The organism is Minwuia thermotolerans, assembly GCF_002924445.1.
Taxonomy (GTDB): domain Bacteria; phylum Pseudomonadota; class Alphaproteobacteria; order Minwuiales; family Minwuiaceae; genus Minwuia; species Minwuia thermotolerans.
In genome coordinates this window covers 56,141-79,586 of sequence record NZ_PIGG01000026.1, presented here as the reverse complement: position 1 = coordinate 79,586, position 23,446 = coordinate 56,141, and the positions used below count along the sequence as shown (strand labels likewise).

Sequence of the window (23,446 nt, the reverse complement as noted above, 5' to 3'; positions counted from 1 at the left end):
CCTATAAGGGGCGGGCCAAGGATTGGACCCTTGGCCCTAGGAAAACCATGGTCTGGTTACGGGAAGGCGAAGTTCTGGGTTTGGACCCTAGGCTTCGCCGCTTCCCGGTTCTCCCACCTTCAATCTATGAAAAATTTCTTGGGCGTCCATGATTTTTGTCGCGCTCAATTTGTCCAGTTACAGCCAAAAAATGCAGATTCAGTACACCAGAGCGCCATAAATATGGCACATTCAATATCTGAACTGAAATACGTCATTCGATCTCAGGCGCGGAAAACTGGGCTTTTTGCAAAGGTGCGCTGTGATCATGTGTGATCGTATCATCAGTGATCGTTTAGTGATCGTACGTGGTCATGGGGGTGTACACAGAGGGGGGAAAATCCACCCGCTACACGTCCACGTCGTCGACGAAGCGGGCGTTGTCCTGGATGAACTCCAGACGCTTCTCGGGCTTGCGGCCCATCAGCCGCTCGATCAGGCCGGCGGCGTCGGCGCGGTCCTCGGCCGGCAGGTCGACGCGCAGCAGCCTTCGCTTCTTCGGGTCCATGGTAGTGTCGCGGAGCTGGGCCGGCGGCATCTCGCCCAGGCCCTTGAAGCGGCTGACCTCGACCTTCGCCTTGCCCTTGAACTCGGTCTTCAGCAGTTCCTCGCGGTGGCGGTCGTCGATGGCGTAATGCGTCTTGCCGCCCTGGCTCATGCGGTAGAGCGGCGGGCAGGCGAGGTAGAGCCGGCCCTGGTCCACCAGGCCCGGCATCTCGCGGAAGAAGAAGGTGATCAGCAGCGCGGCGATGTGCGCGCCGTCGACATCGGCGTCGGTCATGATGATGACCTTGCCGTAGCGCAGGTCCTCGGGGTTGAAGCGCGCACCCATGCCGCAGCCGAGCGCAAGCGACAGGTCTGCGAGTTCCTGGTTCTGCGCCAGCTTCTCCGCCCCGGCGCTCATCACGTTCAGGATCTTGCCGCGCAGCGGCAGGATCGCCTGGGTCTCGCGCTTGCGCGCGGATTTCGCGGAGCCGCCGGCGGAATCGCCCTCGACGATGAACAGCTCGGTGTCGTCGCGCTGGTTGGAGGTGCAGTCGGCCAGCTTGCCGGGCAGGCGCAGCTTGCGCGTCGCGGTCTTGCGGCTGACTTCCTTCTCCTTGCGGCGGCGCAGGCGGTCCTCGGCGCGGTCGATCGCCTTCTCCAGCAGCCGTTCGGCGATCTTCGGGCTGCCCGAGAGCCAGTGATCGAAATGATCCTTGACCACATTCTCGACCAGGCGCTGGGCCTCGGGGCTCGACAGCTTCTCCTTGGTCTGGCCCTGGAACTGCGGATCGCGGATGAAGACGGAGAGCAGCCCCGCCGCGCCGCCCAGCGCGTCGTCGGCCGTGATCTGCGCCGCGCGCTTGTTGCCCGTCAGCTCGCCATGGGCCTTCAGTCCGCGGCTGATCGCCGAGCGGAAACCGTTCTCGTGGCTGCCGCCCTGCGGGGTCGGAATGGTGTTGCAGTAGCTGGTGGTCCAGCCGTCGCCGTATTCCAGCCACTGCAGGGCCCATTCCACACGGCCCTGGCCGTCGGGCAGCTCCACCTGACCGGCGAAGGCCGCAGGCGCCACCACGGGCTGCTCGCCCAGATTCTCGGTCAGGTAGTCGGCGAGCCCGCCGGGAAACCGCAGCACAGCTTCGGACGGCGTGTCGTCCTGGATCAGCTCCGGCGCACAGCGCCAGCGGATCTCGACGCCCGGATAGAGATAGGCCTTGGAGCGGGCAAGGCGGTAGATTCGGGCCGGTCTGAAGGTCAGGCTGGCGCCGAAGATCTCCGGATCGGGATGGAAACGGACGCGCGTGCCGCGCCGGTTCTGCACCGGGCCCAGATCCTCCAGCGGCCCCGTGGGCTTGCCCCGCCGGAAGGACTGCCGCCACAGCCGCCGCTCCCGCGCGACCTCCACGTTCACTTCGTCGGAAAGCGCATTGACGACGGACACGCCGACGCCGTGCAGGCCGCCGGCGGTGGCGTAGGCCCCCTGTTCGAACTTGCCGCCCGAATGCAGGGTGGTGAGGATCACCTCCAGGGCCGACTTGTCGGTGAAGCGCGGATGCGGATCGACCGGAATGCCGCGCCCGTTGTCGTCGACCGTGACCGCCCCGTCGGCGTCCAGCCCCACCTCGATGCGGCTGGCGTGACCGGCCACGGCCTCGTCCATGGCGTTGTCGAGCACCTCCGCCACCAGATGGTGCAGCGCCCGCTCGTCGGTGCCGCCGATATACATGCCGGGGCGCTGCCGGACGGGCTCGAGCCCTTCCAGGACCTTGATGTCCTTGGCGGAATAGCTGTCGCCGCCGTCGTTCTTGCCCGCGGCGAAAAGATCGCTCATGTCGTTCATCGAATCACGCTGTTGGCTGAAACCCAAGCCACCATATCAGGTGTGGGCGACAAGTCGAAACACGAGATATGCCAGCACTATGCAGTTCTGGCGGCCGCTCCCGGGATCTCGAAGCCGATCTCGTCCAGGGCCTGGAACAGCCGCTCGCGGTCCAGGTCCGACAGGCTGAGAAGCGGCGGGCGGATGACCCGGCCGACCCGGTCGGGGAAGGCCCGGCGCAGCACCGCCTTGACCGCCGGCACCATGGGCCATTTCTGCAGCGCCTCGCGCTGGGCGGTCAGCTTCGCCTGCGCCGCCTCCGCCGCCGCCAGGTCGCCGCTCCGCCAGGCCCGCCAGACCGCCGCCGCGCCCGGCGCGGTGACGTTGCAGGTCGCCGAGATGCACCCCGCGCCGCCTTCCTTCAGGATGTCCAGCAGCAGCGCCTCCGTCCCCGCATAGACCGCGAAGCCCGGCACCCGGGTCAGCACGTCCTTCATCTTGGCGAAGTCGCCCGAGGAATCCTTCATGCCGACGACGGTGTGGGTGAAGGCATCGTTCAGCCGCGCGATCAGCCCGGTCGAGAAGGGAAAGCCCACCATCGCGGGAAAGTCGTAGAGGTGGATGCGCGGCCGGGAGGTGCCCATCCGCCGCATCACTTCGGCCACCGTCTGGTAGAGGCCGTCGTCGGCCACGCCCTTGTAGTAGAAGGGCGGCAGCATCAGCACGTTGGGGAATTCGTGGTCCACTGCGGCGTGGATCAGCGCCACCGTGTCGGGTATCGCCGTGGTGCCGACGCCGATCATGATGCGGTCCGCCGGCCAGCGGCCCTCCATTTCCTCGATCAGCGACAGACGCTCGTTGACGCCCAGCGAGTTCGCCTCGCCCGTCGTCCCCAGCAGCGCGACGCCGTCGCAGCCATTCTCCAGCAGCCAGTCCACATGGGCGCAGAGCGCGCCGCGGTCGATGGACATGTCGGCGTTGAAGGGCGTGATCGAGGCCGCCCAGACCCCCTGGCGCGCTTCAGTCATGGCTCCCCTTCCAGGACATGATTTTCGAGATCGGGATCGGCCTCGTCCTCGGGGACGACGCGGCCACGCACGGATATGCCGGCACGATGAACGCTTTCGGGGTCCCCTGTCACCAGCGGATGCCAGTCGGCCAGCCCCCGGCCCTCGTCCAGCCGGCGATAGGCGCAGCTCGAAGGCAGCCAGGCGAGATCGCCGACATTCTCCCGGCTGAGCTGGACGCAGTCGTCGACGCGCGCGAACCGGTTGGCGTAGTCGCCGCAACGGCAGGTGCGGCAGTCCAGCAGACGGCAGGCGACATTGGTGAAGACGATCTCGTCGGTGTCGATGTCCTGCAGCTTGTAGAGGCAGCATTTGCCGCAGCCGTCGCACAGCGCTTCCCACTCGGCGTCGGTCATCTCGGCCAGGCTCTTCTTCTCCCAGAAGCGGCTCTGCCGCAGGCGGCGGTCGGCAATCGACCTCATGACAGCCACCCCGCATCGCGCACGTCGCCCAGATAGGTGCGGCTGACCGGCGCCTCCTGGCCGTTCTTCAGCCTCAGCCAGACCTTGCGGTCGCGCCGCTCGACGCCGGCGACGCCCTCGCGGGCGACCCACCATGAACGATGCACCCTCAGCCCGTCATGTCCGGCCAGTTCCTCGACCGCGTCGCTGAAACGGTGCAGCACCAGGTCGTCGCCCTTCGACGTGTAGACCCGGACGTAGTGATCCTCGGCCTGCAGGGCATGCAGTTCGCGGCCCAGCGCCAGCGGGATGCGTCGGTGGAACGCGCTCTCGGCGGCGGACGGCATCTGCGGCGCATTGGCCTCGATCTCGTCCAGCTCGGCGGCCATCGCGCGGCTGAAGAAGAACCAGGAGACCGGCGCCATGATCGCCAGAGTCAGGGCCAGAACCTGAGGGTAGAGCTCCAGGTAGGTCAGTTCCGCCGCGATCTCCGGACGGAAGGTCCGCTCCAGCCACAGCACCTCCAGCGTCGCGGGGAAGGAGGCCGTCAGCGTGCTGCCCAGGGTGGCGAGCCAGAAGCGGTCGTGACCCGCGAGCCGGAACAGCAGAATCTGGAGAAAGCGGAGCTGCGCCCAGTTCACCCCGATGATGATGCCCCAGTACTGGGCCCGCTCCGCCACCGTCAGGCCGAACGTGCCGAAGGGCCCGATCATCACCGCCAGGCCGAATACGGCCAGAACCATGCCCGTCTCCATGGCGGGCGCACGCAGGCGGGCCAGCGCGCCGGCCCGATCCGCGGATCGCTCGCCGCTCACGCCGTCGGAAGCCAAGGGTCCGCCCCGTATCCGCATCGTGTTCTCACGCGCCCTATCTAGCGCCGGCGCCGCCCCAATCCAACCGAGGGTTGGACCCTGTCCGGACTTTCGAGTCCTGTTTCCCTCGACGGCGGATCGGCGGTATTGGAGGGACATGAACGATCGCACCTTCCATTCGGAGGATCTCTTCGTCGTCGGGACCGGGCCGGGCAGCAGCGGCTCCGGGCGGGTGCGGCTGCAGACGCTGATCCTGATCCGCTGGATGGCGGTGATCGGCCAGAGCTTCTCGCTGCTCTTCGTGCGCTACGGCATCGGCTTCGAGCTGCCGATCGTCCCCTGCATGGTCACGGTGGCGGCCTCGGCGGGGCTGAACATCATCCTGGCGCTGCAGTACCCGAACACGGCGCGGCTTTCCGACCGGGGCGCCTCGCTGTTCCTGGCCTACGACCTGCTGCAGCTCGGCGCCCTGCTGTACATGACGGGGGGCCTGACCAACCCCTTCGCCATCCTGATCCTGGTGCCGGTGACGATCTCGGCCACCATCCTGTCGTTCTGGAGCACCATCGTCCTCGGCGGGCTGGCGCTGATGTTCATCAGCCTGCTGGCCATGTGGTATCTGCCGCTGCCCTGGTCGCCGGAGCCGCTGGTGCTGCCCGACCTCTATATCGGCGGCATCTGGGCGGGTCTGGCGCTGGGCATCGTCTTCATGTCCGCCTATGCGGGGCGGATTTCCTTCGAGACCAAGCGCATGTCGGACGCGCTGGCGGCGACCCAGTCGGCGCTGTCGCGCGAACAGCAGCTTTCGGCGGTCGGCGGACTGGCCGCCGCGGCGGCGCACGAACTCGGCACGCCGCTCGGCACCATCCACCTGGTCGCCAAGGAGCTGGGACGTGAACTGCCCGGGGACTGGGAACACCGCGAGGATCTGGACCTGCTGGTCAGCCAGGCCGAACGCTGCCGCGATATCCTGGCCGAACTCTCCCGCCGGCCCGGCGAGGGTGACCGGGCCTTCCGCGAAACCACGATCGTCGGCCTGGTCGAGGCCGCGGCCGAGCACTACGCCAGTCTCGGCGTCGCGATCTCGATCGAGCCGCAGACCGGCCGGCCGCCGAATGTCTACCGCAGTCCCGAGGTGCTGCACGGGCTGGCCAACATCACCGAGAACGCGGTCGATTTCGCCCGCACCCATGTCTGGATCCGCATCTACTGGGACGAACCGGAGATCGTCATCGTCATCGAGGACGACGGGCCCGGCATCCCGCCGGACGTGCTGCGCAATCTGGGCGAGCCCTACAAGACGTCGCGGCCCCACAAGGGCGGCATGGGCCTCGGCGTCTTCATCGCCACGACGCTGCTGGAGCATTCCGGGGCGCGCGTGACCTATGCCAACCGCGTCGAAAACGGCATCGTCACCGGCGCCCGCGTTGCCATCCGCTGGGGGCGTGGCATTATTGACCCGAACCTTGCGGGTCATTTACCTGTAGGGCAACAGTGACGGACCAGAGTATCGAGTCGGAGCTTCCGGAACGTGAGCATGAACGAAAACAACAACGACGCCGCCGATGACGGTCGGCAGCAGATCGATCTGGAAACCCTGGACGACCGCTCGCTGCTGATCATCGACGACGACCGCCCCTTCCGCCAGCGCCTGGCGCGCGCCATGGAGAAACGGGGCTTCGACGTGGAAGTGGCCGAGTCGGTCGAGGAAGGCATGGCGCTGGTGCGCGAAATCCACCCCGCCTTCGCCGTGGTCGATCTGCGTCTCGAGGACGGCAACGGCCTCGATATCGTCACCGTCCTTCACGACGTCCGGCCCGAGGCGCGGGTGGTCATGCTGACCGGCTACGGCAACATCGCCACGGCGGTGGCCGCGGTGAAGGCCGGCGCCATCGACTATCTGGCCAAGCCGGCCGACGCCGACGACGTCTCCAAGGCGCTGCTGGTGGTCGACGGCGAACGCCCGGCCCCGCCGGAGAACCCCATGTCGGCCGACCGCGTCCGCTGGGAGCATATCCAGCGGGTCTACGAGCTATGCGGCCGCAACGTCTCCGAAACCGCGCGGCGGCTCAACATGCACCGCCGCACGCTGCAGCGCATTCTGGCGAAACGGTCGCCTAAGTAGGCGGCAAGCCGGACGCCCCGGAATGACAGGCCCTGTTGCGGCACAGCAGGCGGCCAGCAAATGATGATGACCGCACAAGGGGAGGGTCGCATGTCCGAAGAAATGGCGGTGGACTGGGAAGGCGATATCGCCCTCCTCAGACTGCAAAGGGCGCCGGTGAACGCGCTCGACATCGATTACTGCGAAACCGTGACTCGTGAGCTGATCGCCCTCGCCGCCGACGGACGCGCATGCGCCGCGGTGCTGACCGGACGCGGCGACTGCTTTTCGGCCGGGGCCGACCTGAAGACAGTGCCGCACTACGACGCCGGGGAACAACGGACGATGCTGCGCGTCCTCAACCGGCTGTTCCACGCCGCCTACCGGCTCCCCGTTCCCCTTGTCGCAGCCGTCAACGGCCACGCCATCGCCGGCGGCCTGGTTCTCGCGCTGGCGGCCGACTACCGGGTCGCGGTCGATCAGAACGCGCTGCTCGGCGTCACCGAGATCCGCGTGGGCATCCCCTATCCGGTGACGGCGATCGAGATCCTCAAGGCGGAGCTGCGTCCCGAGGAATGGCGCAAGGCCGTGCTGACCGGCGACCTGTTCGGACCCGGCGAAGCGCTGGCGCGCGGCATGGTCGACGAACTGCGCCCGGCGTCGGAAGTGCTGTCCCGGTCGCTGGAGATGGCGGCGCATCTCGCCGGCTCGCCGCGGGAGACCTACGCCGCCGTCAAACGCCAGTTCCGGGCGCCGGCGCTGGCGCGAATGGCCGCCGCGCTGGAAGGCGCGGAGCCGCTGGCCCAGCCATGGATCGGTCCCGAGACCCGTATCAGGGCGGCCGAACAGCTCGAGGCCATGAGCAGACGCGGCGGCTGATCCGGCGTGGCCCCCGCTTTTGTGCATTGCAGCAAGCGCGGGCCGGGGCTACATAGCCGCCCATGAGCACAGATCGCCGCAACATCGCCATCATCGCCCATGTCGATCATGGCAAGACCACCCTTGTGGATGCCCTCTTCCGGCAGTCCGGCACCGTCAAGGCGCATCAGCAGATCGCCGAGCGCGCCATGGACTCCAGCGACCTGGAGAAGGAGCGCGGCATCACCATTCTCGCCAAGTGCACCTCGGTGATGTACGGCGAGACCCGCATCAACATCGTCGACACGCCCGGCCACGCCGATTTCGGCGGCGAGGTGGAGCGCATCCTGTCGATGGTCGACGGCGTCATCCTGTTGGTCGACGCGGCCGAGGGGCCGATGCCCCAGACCAAGTTCGTCACCTCCAAGGCGCTCGGCCTGGGGCTGAAGCCCATCGTCGTGGTCAACAAGGTCGACCGCGGCGATGCCCGTCCCGAGGCGGTCCACGAGGAGGTCTTCGACCTGTTCGCCGCCCTCGAAGCCAGTGACGAGCAGCTCGACTTTCCCGTGCTCTACGCCGTGGGCCGCGATGGCTGGGCCGCCGAGAGCCCCGATGACCGCGGCGGGGACCTGAAGCCGCTGTTCGAGCTGATCATGCGCCATGTGCCCGCCCCCGGCGGCGATCCGGCCAAGCCGTTCCGCATGCTGGCCAGCCTGCTCGACGCCGACCCGTTCCTGGGCCGCACGCTGACCGGCAAGGTCTATGACGGGACGATCCGCCCCAACCAGACCGTCCAGGCGCTGAGCCGCGACGGGAAGAAGGTCGAGACGCTGCGGGTCACCAAGCTGCTCAGCTTCGACGGCCTGGAGCGCACGCCGATCGACGAGGCGCGCGCGGGCGACATCATCGCCATCGCCGGCGTCACCGCCGCCGGCGTCTCCAACACCATCTGCGACCCGACGGTCACCGACCCGATCCCGGCCCAGCCGGTCGATCCGCCGACCCTGGCGGTCACCTTCGGCATCAACGATTCGCCGCTGGCTGGCCGCGACGGCGGCAAGGTGCAGAGCCGCGTCATCCGCGACCGCCTGCTGAAGGAGGCGGAAGGCAACGTCGCCATCCGCGTGACCGAGACGGCCGACAAGGACGCCTACGAGGTCGCCGGCCGGGGCGAGCTGCAGCTGGGCGTGCTGATCGAGACCATGCGCCGGGAAGGCTTCGAGCTCTCCATCTCCAGGCCCCGCGTCCTGTTCCGCGAGGACGAGCTGGGCAACCGCATCGAGCCGATGGAGGACGTCGTCATCGACGTCGATGACGAGTTCTCCGGCATCGTCGTGGAGAAGATGGCCGGCCGCAAGGGCGAGCTGGTCGACATGCGCCCCTCCGGCGAGGGACGGACCCGGATCACCTTCGTCGCGCCCTCGCGCGGGCTGATCGGCTATCACGGCGAGTTCCTGACCGACACGCGCGGCACCGGCATCATGAACCGCGTCTTCCACGGCTTCGCGCCCTGGAAGGGGCCGATCCAGGGACGCCGCAACGGCGTGCTGATCAGTCTGGAGACCGGCCGGTCGGTGGCCTATGCCCTGTGGAACCTGGAGGAGCGCGGCGTCATGTTCGTCGGCGCCGGCGAGGACATCTACGACGGCATGATCATCGGCGAGAACGCGCGCTCCGGCGACCTGGAGGTCAACCCGCTCAAGGGCAAGAAGCTGACCAACATCCGCGCCGCCGGCAAGGACGACGCCGTCGACCTCACCCCGCCGCGCCGGATGAGCCTGGAGCAGGCCATCGCCTATATTGACGACGACGAGCTGGTCGAGGTCACGCCGAACCACATCCGCCTGCGCAAGCGCTTCCTGGACCGTCACGAGCGCAAGAAGTTCGAGCGCCGCGCGGCTTCGTGACCAACCTGCCGGCCGACGCCGTCGTCATCGGCGCCGGAATCGCCGGCGCGGCCAGCGCCTTCTACATGGCCTCGCGGGGACTGAACGTCGTCGTCTGCGAGAAGGGCCGCATCGCCGGCGAGCAGTCCAGCCGCAACTGGGGCTTCGTCCGCCAGCAGGGCCGCGACCCGGCCGAGATCCCGCTGATGATGGAAGCCAACCGCCTCTGGCGCGGGCTGGAGCGGGAACTGAACGCCGACCTGGAGTGGACCGCCGGCGGCAACATGGTCGTGTTCCGCGACGAGGCGGAGCGGGCGATGTTCGGGCGCTGGCTCGATCACGCGAAGGCGCATGGCCTCGACAGCCGCATGGTCGACCGCGCCGATATCGACCGGATCGCCACGGGCACGAATTTCGGCGAACACGGCGCCATCTACACTCCCTCCGACGGTCACGCCGAACCCGCGAAGGTCACACCGGCCTTGGCGCGCGCCGCCGAGGGCCGCGGCGCCACGTTCCTGGAGAACTGCGCCGTCTTCCGGCTGATCCGGGAGGGCGGGCGCGTCGCCGGCGTCGAGACGGAACAGGGCGAAATCCGCGCGCCGGTAGTGGTCCTGACCACCGGCGCCTGGTCGTCGAAGATGCTGAGCCATCTGGGGCTGAAACTGCCGCAGGTCTGGGTCACCGGCTCGGTCGGACGCACCGATCCGCAGCCCGAATTCGCGAAGTCCGCCATCTGGGCCGGCGTCGGCATCCGCCAGCGCCGCGACGGCACGGTCAACTTCGCCCGCCGTTCCGCCGATCACGACCTGATGGTGCAGAGCCTTCTGCACGGGCGGTCGTTCCGGAAACTCAGCCGCCAGCACGCCGGCGACTTCCGCATCCGCTTCCGCAAGCTGCTGCTGGACACGGCGATGGGACATTTTTCGGACGCCGCGCTGGCCAACGAACTGCTGCGCCATCGCGTGCTCGATCCGAAGCCGAACATGCAGGTGCTGGAAGAGGCCCTGGCCGAGCTGAAACAGGCGATTCCGGCGTTGAAGGCCGCGCGCATCGACAGGAGCTGGGCCGGCTATATCGACATGACGCCCGACCTGCTGCCGGTGATCGAGGCGATGGACGAACCGCAGGGCCTGGTGATCGCCACCGGCTTTTCCGGCCACGGCTTCGGCATGGGTCCGATCGTCGGGCGGCTGGTCAGCGAGATCGTCGCAGACGGCAGACCTTCCCTCGACCTTGCCGCCTTCCGCTTCGGCCGCTTCGCCGACGGCACGGCGCTGGAGGTCGGCACGGCGGTCTGAGGAACGACGGCCCCAACTTCCCGCTGGACTTCGCCAGGGGGAAGCCTCATCTCCGTGCCATATTCCATCGAGGAGGCGACAATGAGCGGACTGACCGAGGCCGGCCGTCGGGCGGTGCGCGAGGCGGCCGGGCGATACGGCGTCTCCGAGCAGACGGCCGAAGCCATGCTGCACGCGCTGGTCCGCGGCGGCGGCACCATGGCGCAATTCAACATTCCCGAACTGGGCGGCAGCGGCCAGTGGCTGGCCGGCGGCATGACCATGGTCGGCGACATGTTCAATCACGGGCTTCAGGCGACCGTCGCCGGCCTTGCCAGCGACCTCGCCGGCCAGATGAACGCCGAACGGCTGGTCGAGGCGCCGAAGACCACGTCCATGGGGATGATGGGCCAGAGCCATGGCTGGTGGCCCGACGGGCTGGGCCAGCCGAGCGCCACCGGCGGCCAGAACGACATCGCCTACGCCGTCTTTCCGTCCACGCGGCGGCTGGCGGTAAAGCTGGGCGAGCGCGTCTTCCTGTTCGACACCCGCGAGCACAATATCGGCGGCGTCTCCCAGAGCCAGTCCGGCGGCGGCCTGTCGTCGCTGAGCTTCCAGAGCCAGTTTGGGAATCTGGCCCTGGTCGAGCTGCCGCGCGTCGACGGCGGCGGCCAGGCCCAGACCCAGACCCAGGGCGGCGGCGGTCAGGCTTCCTGGCAGGACTCAGGCGTGCAGGCTGAACACGCTCCCGCGCGTGTGGATCCGGAAACACCGCAGGAGACCAGGACCGAGGCGCCCCGGGCGGCCCCGCCGCCCCCGCCGCCCGCGACGATGACCGCCGGCCCCTCCACCGCCCTGGCTGACGTCGATTCCGTTCTGAGGACCATCGAGCGGCTGGCCGAACTGCGCGACAAGGGCGCGCTGACGGACGAGGACTACAACGCCAAGAAGACCGAGCTGCTCTCGCGGATCTGACTGACTCGGCGTTCTGGAGCTTGACCCCAGGATCCAGTCTTTCGGTTCGCTGGGCCCTTGGATCGAGTCCAAGGGCGGCAGACATTGGCAGTCAAACGCTCCCCAGCAGCTGGGCGTTGCCGCCGGCGGCGGTGGTGTCGATGCAGATGGCGCGCTCGTGGGCGAAGGCCGCCGGGTGGATGCGTTCGGCGATCAGCGGCGTGATCGGCCCCTCGCGCGCCGCCAGCGCCTTTTTCAGCGCGCGCATCCGGTCCGCCCCGCCGCAGAAGGCCGCAACGCCGATCTCCAGTTCCGCGAGCGCCGTCGCGTCGGCTTCGCCATCCAGCGCCGCGACGGGCAGCTTCGCCTCGATCAGTGGCTGTGCGGCTTCCCTGGCCCCGGGCGCCGCCATCAGCGCCGGCGCGCCGATGCGGAGCGCCTGGACCGCCTGATCCAGCGCCGCCTCCGCCGTGGGCCCGAGGCACAGCACGGGCCCTCGCGGGTTCAGCCAGTAGCGGTTGGATTCGCCCGTCGGCCCGGGCAGGTCGATCGGCCCGCAATCCAGCGCCGCCGCGGCGGCCATCGCTTCCTCGGCCCTGCCGCGGAGCGCGTTGCGCAGCGCCGTCACCCGCCCCGGCTGACCGGCCCAGCCGCCGGCATCGAGCTTCGAGAGCGCCTTGCGAAGATCGTCCGCTCCGATGGCCTTGCCTGATGGCGCGTCCTGCGGCGCCTCGACCGCCCGGCGGAAACGGCGGAGATAGTGCGGGCCGCCGGCCTTGGGTCCCGTGCCCGACAACCCCTCGCCGCCGAAGGGCTGGCAGCCGACGATGGCGCCGATCTGGTTGCGGTTGACGTAGAGATTGCCGACATGGACGCCCTCGACCAGGTCCTGCACCCGGCGGTCGATGCGGCTGTGCATGCCGAAGGTGAGGCCGTAGCCGCGGGCGTTGATCTCCCGGACCACGCTGTCGACCTTCTCGGCATCGTAGCGGGCGATGTGCAGGACCGGGCCGAAGACCTCCCGCTCCATCTCGCCGATTCCGCTGACCTCGATCGCCGCCGGGCCGACGAACAGGCCGCGCTCGGGCACGGCCATGCGCTTCAGCACCCGGCCCTTCTGCTCAGCGGCGTCGACATAGGCCCGGATGTCGTCGCGGGCCTCTTCGTCGATCACCGGACCGACATCGGTGGCCCAGGACCAGGGGTCGCCGAGCGCCTGCGAATCCATCGCGCCGAACAGCATTTCCAGCATGGTATCGGCGACGTCGTCCTGGACGTAGAGCACACGCAACGCCGAGCAACGCTGACCCGCACTCTGGAAAGCGCTGGCCAGGATGTCGCGCACGGCCTGCTCCGGCAGCGCCGTGGAATCCACGATCATGGCGTTCAGCCCGCCGGTCTCGGCGATCAGCATGGCGTCCGCCGGGCCGGTCTCGGCGAGCTGGCGCTCGATCCGTTTGGCGACCTCGGTGGAGCCGGTGAAGCAGACCCCGGCGAGGCGCGGATCGGCGGTCAGCGGCGCGCCCACCGACGGGCCGTCGCCGGGCAGGAGCTGCAGCACGTCGGCCGGCACCCCGGCCTCGTGCATGGCCTCGACGGCGCGGGCGGCGATCAGCGGCGTCTGCTCGGCAGGCTTGGCAATCACCGCGTTGCCGGTCGCCAGCGCCGCGGCCACCTGGCCGGTGAAGATCGCCAGCGGGAAATTCCACGGGCTGATGCAGGCGATGACGCCGCGCGCCGCCGTGCCCTGTTCCACGCGGGGGGCCTGCATGGCGTAATAGCGCAGGAAGTCGACCGCCTCGCGGACCTCGGCGACGGCGTCCAGCGGCGTCTTGCCGGCCTCGCGCGCGGCGATGGCGAAGAACTCCTCGGCCGCCGCTTCGTAGAGATCGGCGACGCGGTTCAGAATCGCACCGCGCTCGGCGACCGGCGTCGCGGCCCAGCCGGGCTGCGCGTCGATGGCGCGGCCCACCGCAGCCTTCGCCATGGCGGCGTCGGCCTCGAACACCTGGCCCACCACATCATCGGGATCGGCCGGATTGACCACGCCGCGGACCATCCCTTCCGCCCCCGCGGTCCACTGGTGCGGCGAGGCGAAGGGCGCGCGCCCGGCCTCTATGCGGGCGACGTCCGCCGGATCGGTGATATCCCAGCCCTTCGAATTGCGCCGGCCCCTGCCGTAGAGATCGGTGCCGCGCGCGATCTTCGGATGGGCCACGCTCTCCAGCTTCTCCAGTTCGGCGAAGGGGTCGCGCGCGATCTCCTCCGGCGGCACCTCGGTGTCGGCGATCTGGTGGACGAAGGAGCTGTTGGCGCCGTTCTCCAGCAGCCGCCGGACCAGATAGGCCAGCAGGTCGCGGTGCTTGCCGACCGGCGCATAGATGCGGCAGCGCGTGCCGTCCTTCTTCCGGATCGCTTCGTGCAGCGCCTCCCCCATGCCGTGCAGACGCTGGAACTCGAAGCCTTCCATGCGGTCGCCGGCCATGTGCAGCACCGCCGCCGCCGTGTGGGCGTTGTGTGTGGCGAACTGCGGGTAGATACGGCCGCGCATCTCCAGCAGCTTGCGCGCATTGGCGATGTAGCTGATGTCGGTGTTGATCTTGCGCGTGAACACGGGGAAGCCGTCGAGGCCCATCACCTGGGCGCGCTTGATCTCGGTGTCCCAGTAGGCGCCCTTGACCAGGCGGACCATGATTCGCCGGTCCAGCTTCTCCGCCAGGGCGTGAAGCCAGTCGAGAACCGGGCCGGCGCGCTGGCCATAGGCCTGGACGACCACGCTGAAGCCATCCCAGCCGGCGAGTTCCGGATCGGAGAGCACACGCTCGATCACGTCCAGCGAGGGGTCGAGTCGGTCGGCCTCCTCGGCGTCGATATTGAAGCCGATCCTCGCCCGGGCCGCCTGCCGGGCGAGCTCGAGCGTCCGTTCCGCCAGCGTCCCGATCATCGCTTCGCCCTTGCCGAACTCGTAGCGCGGGTGCAGGGCGGAGAGCTTGACCGAAATGCCGGGATTGGCGGCGATCTCGTCGGACTTCGCATGCTTCGCGATCGAGGCGATGGCGCTGCGATAGGCTTCCCGGTAGCGGGCGGCGTCGGCCTCGGTCCGCGCGGCCTCGCCCAGCATGTCGTAGGAATAGGTGTAGCCTTTCTCCTCCATGGGCCGGCCGCGCTTCATCGCCTCCTCGATCGTCTGGCCGAGGACGAACTGCCCGCCCAGTTCCTTCATGGCGCCGGCGACCGCCGTGCGGATGACCGGCTCGCCCATGCGCCGGACCAGCCCGCGCAGTGCGCCGGCTATGCCCGGCTCCTCGTCCTCCAGCACCCGGCCGGTCAGCATCAGCGCCCAGGTCGAGGCGTTGACCAGGATGGAACCTGAATCGCCGACATGGCTGCCCCAGTCGTGCGGCGCGATCTTGTCGCGGATCAGTTCATCGATGGTTTCGGCGTCGGGCACCCGCAGCATGGCCTCGGCCAGGCACATCAGCGCCACGCCCTCCCGCGTCGACAGGCCGTATTCGGACAGGAAGGCTTCCAGCGCCACGGGCGGCCCGGCTTCGCGCACCGACCGGACCAGGCCGGCGCCACGGTGACTGACGGCATCGCGTTCCGCCGGCGACAGCCGCGCTTCCTCGCGCAGCCGCGCGATGGTCTCTGCCTCGTCGGCCAGGATCGCGGCCCGGAGCCGCTGGCGGATATCGTCGAGCGTCTCTGTCATGGCGGAAGACTAGCGAAACGCGCATGCGCTTGCCACGGTACCCTGCCGCCTGAGACAATGCCCCCATGGGGAACGGAGACGAGGCCACGTCCTTCGAGGGCGAATGGGACTACATCGTGGTCGGCGCAGGCTCGGCCGGCTGCGTACTCGCCAACCGGCTGTCGGCCGACCCGAAGAACCGGGTGCTGGTGCTGGAGGGCGGCGGCAGGGACAACTGGATCTGGTTCCACATCCCCGTCGGCTATCTGTTCGCCATCGGCAATCCGCGCTCGGACTGGCTTTACAAGACCGAGGCCGAGGCCGGACTCAACGGGCGCAGCCTGATCTATCCGCGCGGCAAGGCGCTGGGCGGCAGTTCCGCCATCAACGCCATGATCTCCATGCGCGGCCAGGCGGACGACTACCGCCACTGGCGCCAGCTCGGCCTCGACGGCTGGGACTGGGAGGACGTGCAGCCGGTCTTCCGCCGGATCGAGGACCATTTCCTGGGACCGAACGAACATCACGGCACGGGCGGCGAATGGCGGGTCGAGCCGCCCCGCGTCTCCTGGAAGGTGCTGGATGCGGTGGAGGACGCCGCCGAGCAGATGGGCGTCAGCCGGATCCCCGACTTCAACACCGGCGACAACGAGGGCGTCAGCTACTTCCACGTCAATCAGAGGCGCGGCGTCCGCGTCTCGGCGGCCCGCGCCTTCCTGAAGCCCGTGATGCGCCGCCCGAACCTGCGCGTGGAGACCGGCGTCACCGTCGAGCGCGTCGCCTTCGAGGGCCGGCGGGCGGTGGGCGTGCGGTTTCGCCGCGACGGCGCGGAATACATGGCGAAGGCGCGGGGCGAGGTGATTCTGTCCGCCGGCGCCATCGGCTCGGTGCAGATCCTCCAGCTCTCCGGCGTGGGGCCTGCGGAATGGCTCGGCGAGCACGGCATCGACGTCATCGCCGACCGCCAGGGCGTCGGCCGCAACCTGCAGGATCACCTGCAGCAGCGCGCGATCTACAAGGTCCACGGCGTCAAGACGCTGAACGAGACCTATCACTCGCTGATCGGCCGCGCGGCGATGGGTCTGGAATACGCGCTGTTCCGCAAAGGCCCGCTAACCATGGCGCCGTCGCAGCTCGGCATCTTCACCCGCTCCGACCCGTCTCGGGACCGCGCCAACATCCAGTTCCACGTCCAGCCGCTGTCGCTCGACAAGTTCGGCGACCCGCTGCACCGCTTCCCCGCGATCACGGTCAGCGCCTGCAACCTGCAGCCGACCAGCCGGGGCACGATCCGCATCCGCTCACCGAAGCCGGAAGACCACCCGCTGATCGCGCCCAACTACCTAGCGACGGCGGAGGACCGGCAGGTCGCCGCGGACGCGATCCGGGTGACGCGAAAGCTGATGCGGCAGCCCGCGATGCTGCAGTTCGAGCCCGAGGAGTTGCTGCCCGGCCCCGGCGTCGGCGACGACGATGCGGCCCTGGCCCAGGCGGCGGGCGACATCGGCACGACGATCTTCCATCCCGTCGGCACGGCGAAGATGGGCCGCGCGGACGACGGGCAGGCGGTGGTCGACGAGCGGCTGCGCGTCATCGGCCTCGAGGGCCTGCGCGTGATCGACGCCTCGGTGATGCCGACGATCACCTCGGGCAACACCAACACGCCGACAATCATGATCGCCGAGAAGGGCGCAGAGTACGTGCTGAGGGGGTGACCCCGAAGAGCGTCTCTGGACACGATCCAAGACCCCGGGACGCCGCATGGGTGGCATCACTCCGCCGGCACGTCGATGGTGAAGCTGGTCCAGAAGCTTTCCCAGTCGATGTCGGGGCGGCCCTCGGCGGGGATCATGTGCACCGCCGCCGCCAGCCAGCGCCCCGGCCGGTCGATCGAAATCCTCGCCACACCGTCCGGGCCGGAGCGGACCGCGCCGATGCGGCCCTGGCTCGATTTGGTGAAGGTGGTGACGAGCACGCCTTCGAGCGGCTGGCCCTCGTAGAGCACGCGTACATCCACCGAGTCGCCCGAGAGCCAGCGAAAGGGGTTCGACAGCGGCACCATCTCGAAGCGCAGGTTCGACGGCGCCAGCGCCCAGCGCCCGGCGTCGATATTGTCGCCCGACAGCACCCAGGTCTTCGGGTAGCGCGTGTAGAACTCGCGTCCCGGCGTGTCCATCAGGCCGTTGGCCTGCCGGTGCTCCAGGGCGATATCCAGTCCCTCGTCGCGGAGATACTTGTTGAAGGTCTCCGGGTCGATGACGATCGAATTGCCCTTGTTCTGATAGGCGACCGTGTAGAGACCGGGGCGGCTGGGCTGCACCACGCCGGCCGGATCCCTGGCGAAGCCGCGCGCGGCGTCGGTCAGCGTGCCGCCGGGACCGTAGATGTCGAACCGTTCCGTCGTGTCCGGAATGAATGGCAGGGTGTTGCCGACGAAGTTCTGGCCCACGGCGATGGTGATCTCCACGGCCTCGTCGGTGCCCGCGCGGCTCTTGTCGGGCAGCAGCCAGAACTCGTGCGCCGCGGCCCCGCCGGCGGCCAACAGGGCGATGGCGCCAAGGGCGGCGACGCGGTAAGCCATGGTCCGTCCAGCACGATAAAGGGAGCGGCCGATGCGCCGGGCTTTCGTCATCTCGATCCTCGCATTGCTCGCGGCGGCGCCGCTTTTTCTGTGGGGCGCGGCAGCTGGCGCACACGAGATCAAGCCCTCCGTCGTGGAAGTGGTGCTCGGCGCCGACGGCCGTTTCCAGATAGACATGGAAATGAACGCCGAGGCAATGCTGGCGGAGATCGGTCCCGGCTACGACGACACCAACGACAGCCCCAACGCGGAAATCTACGACCGCTACCGCGCCATGAACGAAGCCGAGCTGACCGAGGCCTTCCGGGCCGACGCCCAGCGGGTGATGGACGACTTCGCGCTGCGCTTCGACGGGCGGGTGGTGGTGCCGGAGCTGGTTTCGGTGGAACCGCAGCCGGCGGAGGACATCTCGGTCACCCGCGTCACCCGCATCGCGGCGGCAGGGCCCATTCCGCCCGGCTCCGAGCGCTTCACCTGGTCCTACCCGGAAGCCTACGGCCCCATCGCGCTGAAGATGAAACGCGAGGGCGACAGCGAGTTCCGTACCTGGTGGCTTTCAGACGGCACGACCGAACAGAGCCTGCCGCTGGAGGGGCTTGCGCCGCAGCGAACGGCGGTCGCGGTGGTGGCCGATTATCTCTGGGTGGGCTTCATCCACATCGTGCCCAGGGGCCTCGACCACATCCTGTTCGTCCTCGGCCTCTTTCTCCTGTCGCAGCGCATGCGGCCGCTTCTGGTGCAGGTGACGACCTTCACCGTGGCCCATTCGATCACGCTCGCGCTGTCGCTCTACGGCGTGGTCGAACTCCACCCGTCGGTCGTCGAGCCGCTGATTGCCCTCTCCATCGCCTTCGTCGCCATCGAGAACATCTTCACCCGCCATCTCACCCCGTGGCGGCCCTTCGTCGTCTTCGGCTTCGGGCTGCTACATGGCCTCGGCTTCGCGGGTGTGCTGACGGATCTCGGCCTGGCGCGCGGCGAGTTCCTGGAGGCGCTGATCGGTTTCAATATCGGCGTCGAATTCGGCCAGCTCGCCGTGATCCTGGTGGCCTGGCTGGCCGTCGGCATCTGGGGCCTGCCGGAGAGGATCTACCGCCGCGCCGTGGTGATACCGGCTTCGACGGCGATCGCGCTCACCGGCCTCTACTGGACCGTCGAACGCATCGGCGTCATCTGAACACCCGCTCTATTCCCCGTCTTCGCCGCTCGGTCCGCGGGCGCCGGGCCGGACGGTCTGGGTGTCGCCACTTGGCTCGATCGAGCGGTCCGGCTCGCCACCACCACCGCCGGACGAACGCGTGTCCTTGATGCGGATCGGCACCTCGGGCTCGCCAAAGGGCAGCGCCTCCACATAGATCGAGGACGACGGGAAGGCGAAAGACGTACCGGCCTCCTCAACGATGCGCTTCACCTCGTAGAGCAGTTCCTCCTTCACCCGCATCCACTCGGCCCAGATGGTCGTCTTGGTGAAGGCGTAGAACATGATGTCGATGGAGGAGTTGTTGAAACTGTCGGCGTGGATCAGCGTGGAGACGCGGTTGGGGTCGGTCTCGAAGTCGTCATTGTTGTGGACGTAGGCCGAAATCCCCTCCACCACCTGGCGGAGCTGTTCGTGGGTGGTGCGGTATTCCAGCCCGATCACCCAGTAGATCCGGCGGTTGGTCATCATGGAGAAGTTGACCACCGCGTCATCGGAAAGCTTCGTGTTCGGCAGGGTGACCAGCGACTTGTCGAAGCGGCGGATCTTGGTGGTGCGGAAGCCGATCTTCTCGACCACGCCCTCCACGTCGCCGGCGCGAATCCAGTGTCCCTCGACAAAGATCTTGTCGAGGAAGATCACCACGCCGCCGAACAGGTTGGCGATCAGGTTCTGCGCGCCGAAAGCGACCGCCATCCCGATCAGGCCGAGACCACCCAGCACGGCGGCGACATCGAAATCCCATTCCTCCAGGATCGCCGCGGCGCCGATGACCGCAACGATGACCCGGAAGATGCGGACCGCGAACTTCTTGAGGGCGGCGCCGATCTCCTGTCCCCGCATGGCGTTGGAGACATGGTCAAGCAGGAACGACAGCGGCTCCGCCATCCGGTAGATGGTCCAGAAGATGGTGAAGGCGATCAGCGAGCGGACGATCCTGGTGACATACTCGTCGACCTCCGGCGGCAGGGGCGCGACCCGGGCCGCGAAGAACAGGCCAGCGACAAGGAACACGAATCGAAGCGGGCCGCGGGCCGCTTCCAGCATCTGGTCGTCGATGGTGGTCTCGGTCCGCTGGGTGAGACGCCCCAGCCCTGCCACCACGACCGCGGTGAACAGCCCGCGCAGGATGACGAAAAGGAGGAAGACGGCGATGGCCAGCAGCGCGCGGTCGGTCTCCACGCCGAAGACGCCGCGCTGCCAGACGAGTTCGATCTCTTCCCAGAAGGCTTGCAACTCGCTCATGGCGGCGCAGGATAGGTAGAGGCGGCGGTCAGGGCAATTTTCTGCTACTGCGGCACAAAGTCAGTTCATTCTGGGGAGGATGACATGAGCGAGAAGATCATCCGCATCGGCGGCGCATCCGGCTTCTGGGGCGATTCGGGGGTCGGCGCTCCGCAGCTCGTACGCCGCGCCGAGATCGACTATCTGGTCTTCGACTACCTGGCCGAGATCACCATGTCGATCATGGCCCGGATGCGCGCCAAGGACCCGAACGCCGGCTATGCGGTAGACTTCGTCTCCGTGGCGATGAGACAGGTCATCCGCGACATCGCCGAGAAGGGCATCAAGGTCGTCTCCAATGCCGGCGGCGTGAATCCGAAGGCCTGCGCGGAGGCGTTGCGCAAGGTCGCCGAGGAGGCCGGAGTCAGCCTGAAGATCGCCTGGGTCGAGGGCGACGACCTGATGGACCGGGAGGAGGCCCTGCGGAAGGCGGGCGTGACGGAAATGTTCTCCGGCGCGCCTTTCCCCGAGAAATGCTGGTCCATGAACGCCTATCTGGGGGCGGTGCCGATCGCGAAGGCGCTGGACGAGGGCGCGGACGTCGTCATTACCGGGCGCGCGGTCGATTCGGCGGTGACCCTCGGACCGCTGATGCACGAATTCGGCTGGTCGCCGGACAACCACGACCTGATGGCCGCCGGCAGCCTGTGCGGTCACATCCTGGAATGCGGCGCCCAGGCGACGGGCGGACTCTACACCGACTATCACCGCGTCCCCGACTGGGACGACATCGGCTACCCGATCGCCGAATGCCGCGCCGACGGCAGCTTCGTGCTGACCAAGCCCGAAGGCACCGGCGGCCTGGTCGAGGCCGGGACGATCAAGGAGCAGTTGCTCTACGAGATTGGCGATCCCCGCGCCTACATGCTGCCCGACGTGGTCTGCGACTTCACGGAGGTCGAGGTCGAGGAGGTCGGCGAGAACCGCGTGCTGGTTAAGGGCGCGAAGGGCCGACCGCCGACGGACAGCTACAAGGTCTCCGCCACCTGGCAGGACGGTTTCCGCGCCGTCGCCATGATGACCATCGGCGGCTGGGAGGCCGTGGCGAAGTGCGAGAAGACGGCCGACGCCATCCTCAAGCGCACGCGGCGGATGCTGGCGGAGCGGAATCTGGGCGACTACACCGAGACCCATCTGGAGGTACTCGGCGGCGAATCCATGTACGGCCCGCATTCCCGCGCCCGGGCCGCGCGCGAGGCGATCATGAAACTCGCCGTCAAGCATCCGGACATGAAGGCGCTCTCGATCTTCACCAAGGAGATTGCGGCGGCCGGAACGTCGTTCAGCCAGGGCACCACCGGCTTCGGCGCCGGCCGGCCGAAGGCCCAGCCGGTGATCCGCCTGTTCTCCTTCCTGGCGAAGAAGTCGGACGTGCCCGTTTCCGTCGTCGTCGACGGCGCGAGGTTCGATGTCGATGTGCCGACCGGGGGTGGATTTGATCCCGCCATGGTCGGCGACGTCGACGCTGTACCGGCCGAGGCGCCGTCCGGCGAGACGGTGACGGTACCGCTGCTGGCGGTGGCCCATGGTCGATCCGGCGACAAGGGCGCGCATTCCAACATCGGCGTCATTGCCCGCAGGCCGGAATACCTGCCTGTGCTGCGCCACGCCCTGACGGCGGAGGCGGTCGGCGCCTACATGGCCCATGTCTTCGACGACCAGGTGAAGGTGGACCGCTACGACCTCCCCGGCATCGGGGCGATGAACTTCATGCTCTACGGCAGCCTGGGCGGCGGCGGCGTGGCAAGCCTGCGCAATGACCCGCAGGGCAAGGCCTACGCCCAGATGCTGATGGACATGGATATCGATATCCCCAGGTCCTGGGGCATCGATGCCGGCCGGGCCGCCGCCTGATATAGACGACAAGCCCCGGATAGCCGCGGCCGGGAGAAAGGACGAGATTGCCGGTCATGATCGAGGAGCGAACCATGACCGAACAGAACTTCTGGACCGCCGTCGAGACGCGCGACGCGACCTTCGACGGCCATTTCGTCCTGGGTGTGAAGACCACGGGCATCTACTGCCGGCCGAGTTGCCCGGCGCGCACGCCGAAGCGCGAGAACGTGATGTTCTTCGACGTGCCGGCGGCGGCCGAACAGGCCGGCTTCCGCCCCTGCAAGCGCTGCCATCCCCAGCGCCAGCACCTGGCCGACCCGATGATGGCCGCCATCGAGGATGCCGCGCGCGGCATCGAGCGGAGCCTGACGGAGGCCGGCGCGGTGCCCTCGCTCTCGGCGCTGGCCGAGCGGGCGGGCTTCAATGCCCATCACTTCCAGAAGGCGTTCAAGAGGGCCGTGGGGCTGAGCCCGCGCCAGTACGCCGAGGCCCGGCGCGTGGCATTGCTCAAATCCGGGCTGCGCGCCGAGAACGGCGTCGCCGACGCCATCTACGGCGCCGGCTATGGCTCGCCCAGCAGGGTCTACGAGAACGCGGACCGGACGCTCGGCATGGCGCCCGGCGTCTACGCCCGCGGCGCGCCGGGCGTGCGCATGGCCTACGGCTTCGCTGCGAGCCGGCTGGGCCTGGTCCTGGCGGCGGCGACGGAAAAGGGCGTGTCGGCGGTCTATCTGGGCGACGATCCGGCCCGGCTTGCCGGCGAACTTCGCGAGGAGTATCCGAATGCGGAACTGGCCGAGGACGGCGCGGCGCTTTCGGAATCGCTGGCGGCGCTGACGGCCTATCTCGACAGCGACGGCCCGCATCCGGCCCTGCCGCTTGATGTTCGGGCGACGGCGTTCCAGTGGCGGGTCTGGCAGGCGCTGATGGACATTCCCTACGGCGAGACACGCACTTATGCGGAGATCGCCGAGGCGATCGGCAAGCCAAAGGCGGTCCGCGCCGTGGGGTCGGCCTGCGGGCGGAACCCCGTCTCGCTGGCCATACCCTGCCATCGCGCCGTCGGATCGGACGGCAAGCTGCATGGCTACCGCTGGGGGCTGGAGCGCAAACAGGCGTTGCTGGAGATGGAACGGCGCGACTGAGCCGCGTC

The 23,446-nt window shown here is 68.4% G+C and carries 17 protein-coding genes; 10 read left to right on the top strand and 7 right to left on the bottom strand.

The annotated features are described in order from the left end of the window. Nucleotides 1-388: 388 nt before the first annotated feature. The 4 genes from parE to CWC60_RS06035 form a co-directional block, all read right to left on the bottom strand. On the bottom strand, nucleotides 389-2,353 hold the full coding sequence (gene parE, locus CWC60_RS06050) for a DNA topoisomerase IV subunit B (RefSeq protein WP_109793403.1): 1,965 nt from the start codon (nucleotides 2,351-2,353) through the stop codon (nucleotides 389-391). Between the two features lie 86 nt (nucleotides 2,354-2,439). Beyond that, nucleotides 2,440-3,369 (bottom strand): dihydrodipicolinate synthase family protein, encoded by a 930-nt coding sequence (locus CWC60_RS06045; protein ID WP_109793096.1) that lies wholly within the window; start codon nucleotides 3,367-3,369, stop codon nucleotides 2,440-2,442. Further along, complete coding sequence (locus CWC60_RS06040) at nucleotides 3,366-3,830, bottom strand: YcgN family cysteine cluster protein (RefSeq protein ID WP_109793095.1); 465 nt, start codon at nucleotides 3,828-3,830, stop codon at nucleotides 3,366-3,368. The genes CWC60_RS06045 and CWC60_RS06040 overlap by 4 nt, the downstream gene beginning before the upstream one ends. Continuing rightward, the gene (locus CWC60_RS06035; protein WP_164516401.1) at nucleotides 3,827-4,552 is read right to left on the bottom strand and encodes a LytTR family DNA-binding domain-containing protein; all 726 of its coding nucleotides are present in this window, start codon (nucleotides 4,550-4,552) and stop codon (nucleotides 3,827-3,829) included. The genes CWC60_RS06040 and CWC60_RS06035 overlap by 4 nt, the downstream gene beginning before the upstream one ends. 226 nt (nucleotides 4,553-4,778) lie before the next feature. Here CWC60_RS06035 and CWC60_RS06030 point away from each other — a divergent pair, with 226 nt between their 5' ends. The 6 genes from CWC60_RS06030 to CWC60_RS06005 all read left to right on the top strand — a co-directional run bounded on the left by CWC60_RS06030 (nucleotide 4,779) and on the right by CWC60_RS06005 (nucleotide 11,724). Further along, the gene (locus CWC60_RS06030; protein WP_109793093.1) at nucleotides 4,779-6,119 is read left to right on the top strand and encodes an ActS/PrrB/RegB family redox-sensitive histidine kinase; all 1,341 of its coding nucleotides are present in this window, start codon (nucleotides 4,779-4,781) and stop codon (nucleotides 6,117-6,119) included. A 39-nt stretch (nucleotides 6,120-6,158) separates the two neighbouring features. Beyond that, entirely contained in the window at nucleotides 6,159-6,746 is a 588-nt protein-coding gene (locus CWC60_RS06025; protein WP_109793092.1) for an ActR/PrrA/RegA family redox response regulator transcription factor, read from the top strand. Nucleotides 6,747-6,836: 90 nt separating this feature from the next. After that, entirely contained in the window at nucleotides 6,837-7,604 is a 768-nt protein-coding gene (locus CWC60_RS06020; RefSeq protein ID WP_164516400.1) for an enoyl-CoA hydratase/isomerase family protein, read from the top strand. A 62-nt stretch (nucleotides 7,605-7,666) separates the two neighbouring features. Continuing rightward, nucleotides 7,667-9,490 (top strand): translational GTPase TypA, encoded by a 1,824-nt coding sequence (gene typA / locus CWC60_RS06015; RefSeq protein ID WP_109793090.1) that lies wholly within the window; start codon nucleotides 7,667-7,669, stop codon nucleotides 9,488-9,490. Then, nucleotides 9,487-10,770 (top strand): NAD(P)/FAD-dependent oxidoreductase, encoded by a 1,284-nt coding sequence (locus CWC60_RS06010; RefSeq protein WP_109793089.1) that lies wholly within the window; start codon nucleotides 9,487-9,489, stop codon nucleotides 10,768-10,770. Before typA ends, CWC60_RS06010 begins: the two co-directional genes overlap by 4 nt. 81 nt (nucleotides 10,771-10,851) lie before the next feature. Beyond that, a complete protein-coding gene (locus CWC60_RS06005; protein ID WP_109793088.1) occupies nucleotides 10,852-11,724 on the top strand; it encodes an SHOCT domain-containing protein in 873 nt (290 codons plus the stop codon). 91 nt (nucleotides 11,725-11,815) lie between these two features. On the opposite strand, the gene putA is transcribed toward CWC60_RS06005, so the two are convergent. Beyond that, nucleotides 11,816-15,415, bottom strand: coding sequence for a bifunctional proline dehydrogenase/L-glutamate gamma-semialdehyde dehydrogenase PutA (gene putA, locus CWC60_RS06000; protein ID WP_109793087.1), 3,600 nt, complete (start codon nucleotides 15,413-15,415; stop codon nucleotides 11,816-11,818). Nucleotides 15,416-15,480: 65 nt separating this feature from the next. Between putA and CWC60_RS05995 the strand changes: the two genes are divergently transcribed. Next, on the top strand, nucleotides 15,481-17,109 hold the full coding sequence (locus tag CWC60_RS05995) for a GMC family oxidoreductase (RefSeq protein WP_109793086.1): 1,629 nt from the start codon (nucleotides 15,481-15,483) through the stop codon (nucleotides 17,107-17,109). Between the two features lie 56 nt (nucleotides 17,110-17,165). Here the strand turns inward: CWC60_RS05995 and CWC60_RS05990 are convergent, their stop codons facing one another. Beyond that, on the bottom strand, nucleotides 17,166-17,975 hold the full coding sequence (locus tag CWC60_RS05990; protein WP_164516399.1) for a DUF4198 domain-containing protein: 810 nt from the start codon (nucleotides 17,973-17,975) through the stop codon (nucleotides 17,166-17,168). A 31-nt stretch (nucleotides 17,976-18,006) separates the two neighbouring features. Here CWC60_RS05990 and CWC60_RS05985 point away from each other — a divergent pair, with 31 nt between their 5' ends. Then, nucleotides 18,007-19,152 carry a HupE/UreJ family protein gene (locus CWC60_RS05985; RefSeq protein ID WP_109793085.1) on the top strand — a complete coding sequence of 382 codons (1,146 nt, stop codon included), beginning with the start codon at nucleotides 18,007-18,009 and terminating at the stop codon, nucleotides 19,150-19,152. A gap of 9 nt (nucleotides 19,153-19,161) precedes the next feature. Here CWC60_RS05985 and CWC60_RS05980 read toward each other — a convergent pair whose 3' ends face one another. After that, a complete protein-coding gene (locus CWC60_RS05980; protein ID WP_109793084.1) occupies nucleotides 19,162-20,418 on the bottom strand; it encodes a mechanosensitive ion channel family protein in 1,257 nt (418 codons plus the stop codon). An 84-nt stretch (nucleotides 20,419-20,502) separates the two neighbouring features. Between CWC60_RS05980 and CWC60_RS05975 the strand changes: the two genes are divergently transcribed. After that, the gene (locus CWC60_RS05975; protein ID WP_109793083.1) at nucleotides 20,503-22,311 is read left to right on the top strand and encodes an acyclic terpene utilization AtuA family protein; all 1,809 of its coding nucleotides are present in this window, start codon (nucleotides 20,503-20,505) and stop codon (nucleotides 22,309-22,311) included. A gap of 56 nt (nucleotides 22,312-22,367) precedes the next feature. Continuing rightward, nucleotides 22,368-23,438: a bifunctional DNA-binding transcriptional regulator/O6-methylguanine-DNA methyltransferase Ada gene (ada, locus tag CWC60_RS05970; RefSeq protein WP_109793082.1), complete on the top strand. Its 1,071-nt coding sequence runs from the start codon at nucleotides 22,368-22,370 to the stop codon at nucleotides 23,436-23,438. Nucleotides 23,439-23,446 lie beyond the last annotated feature (8 nt).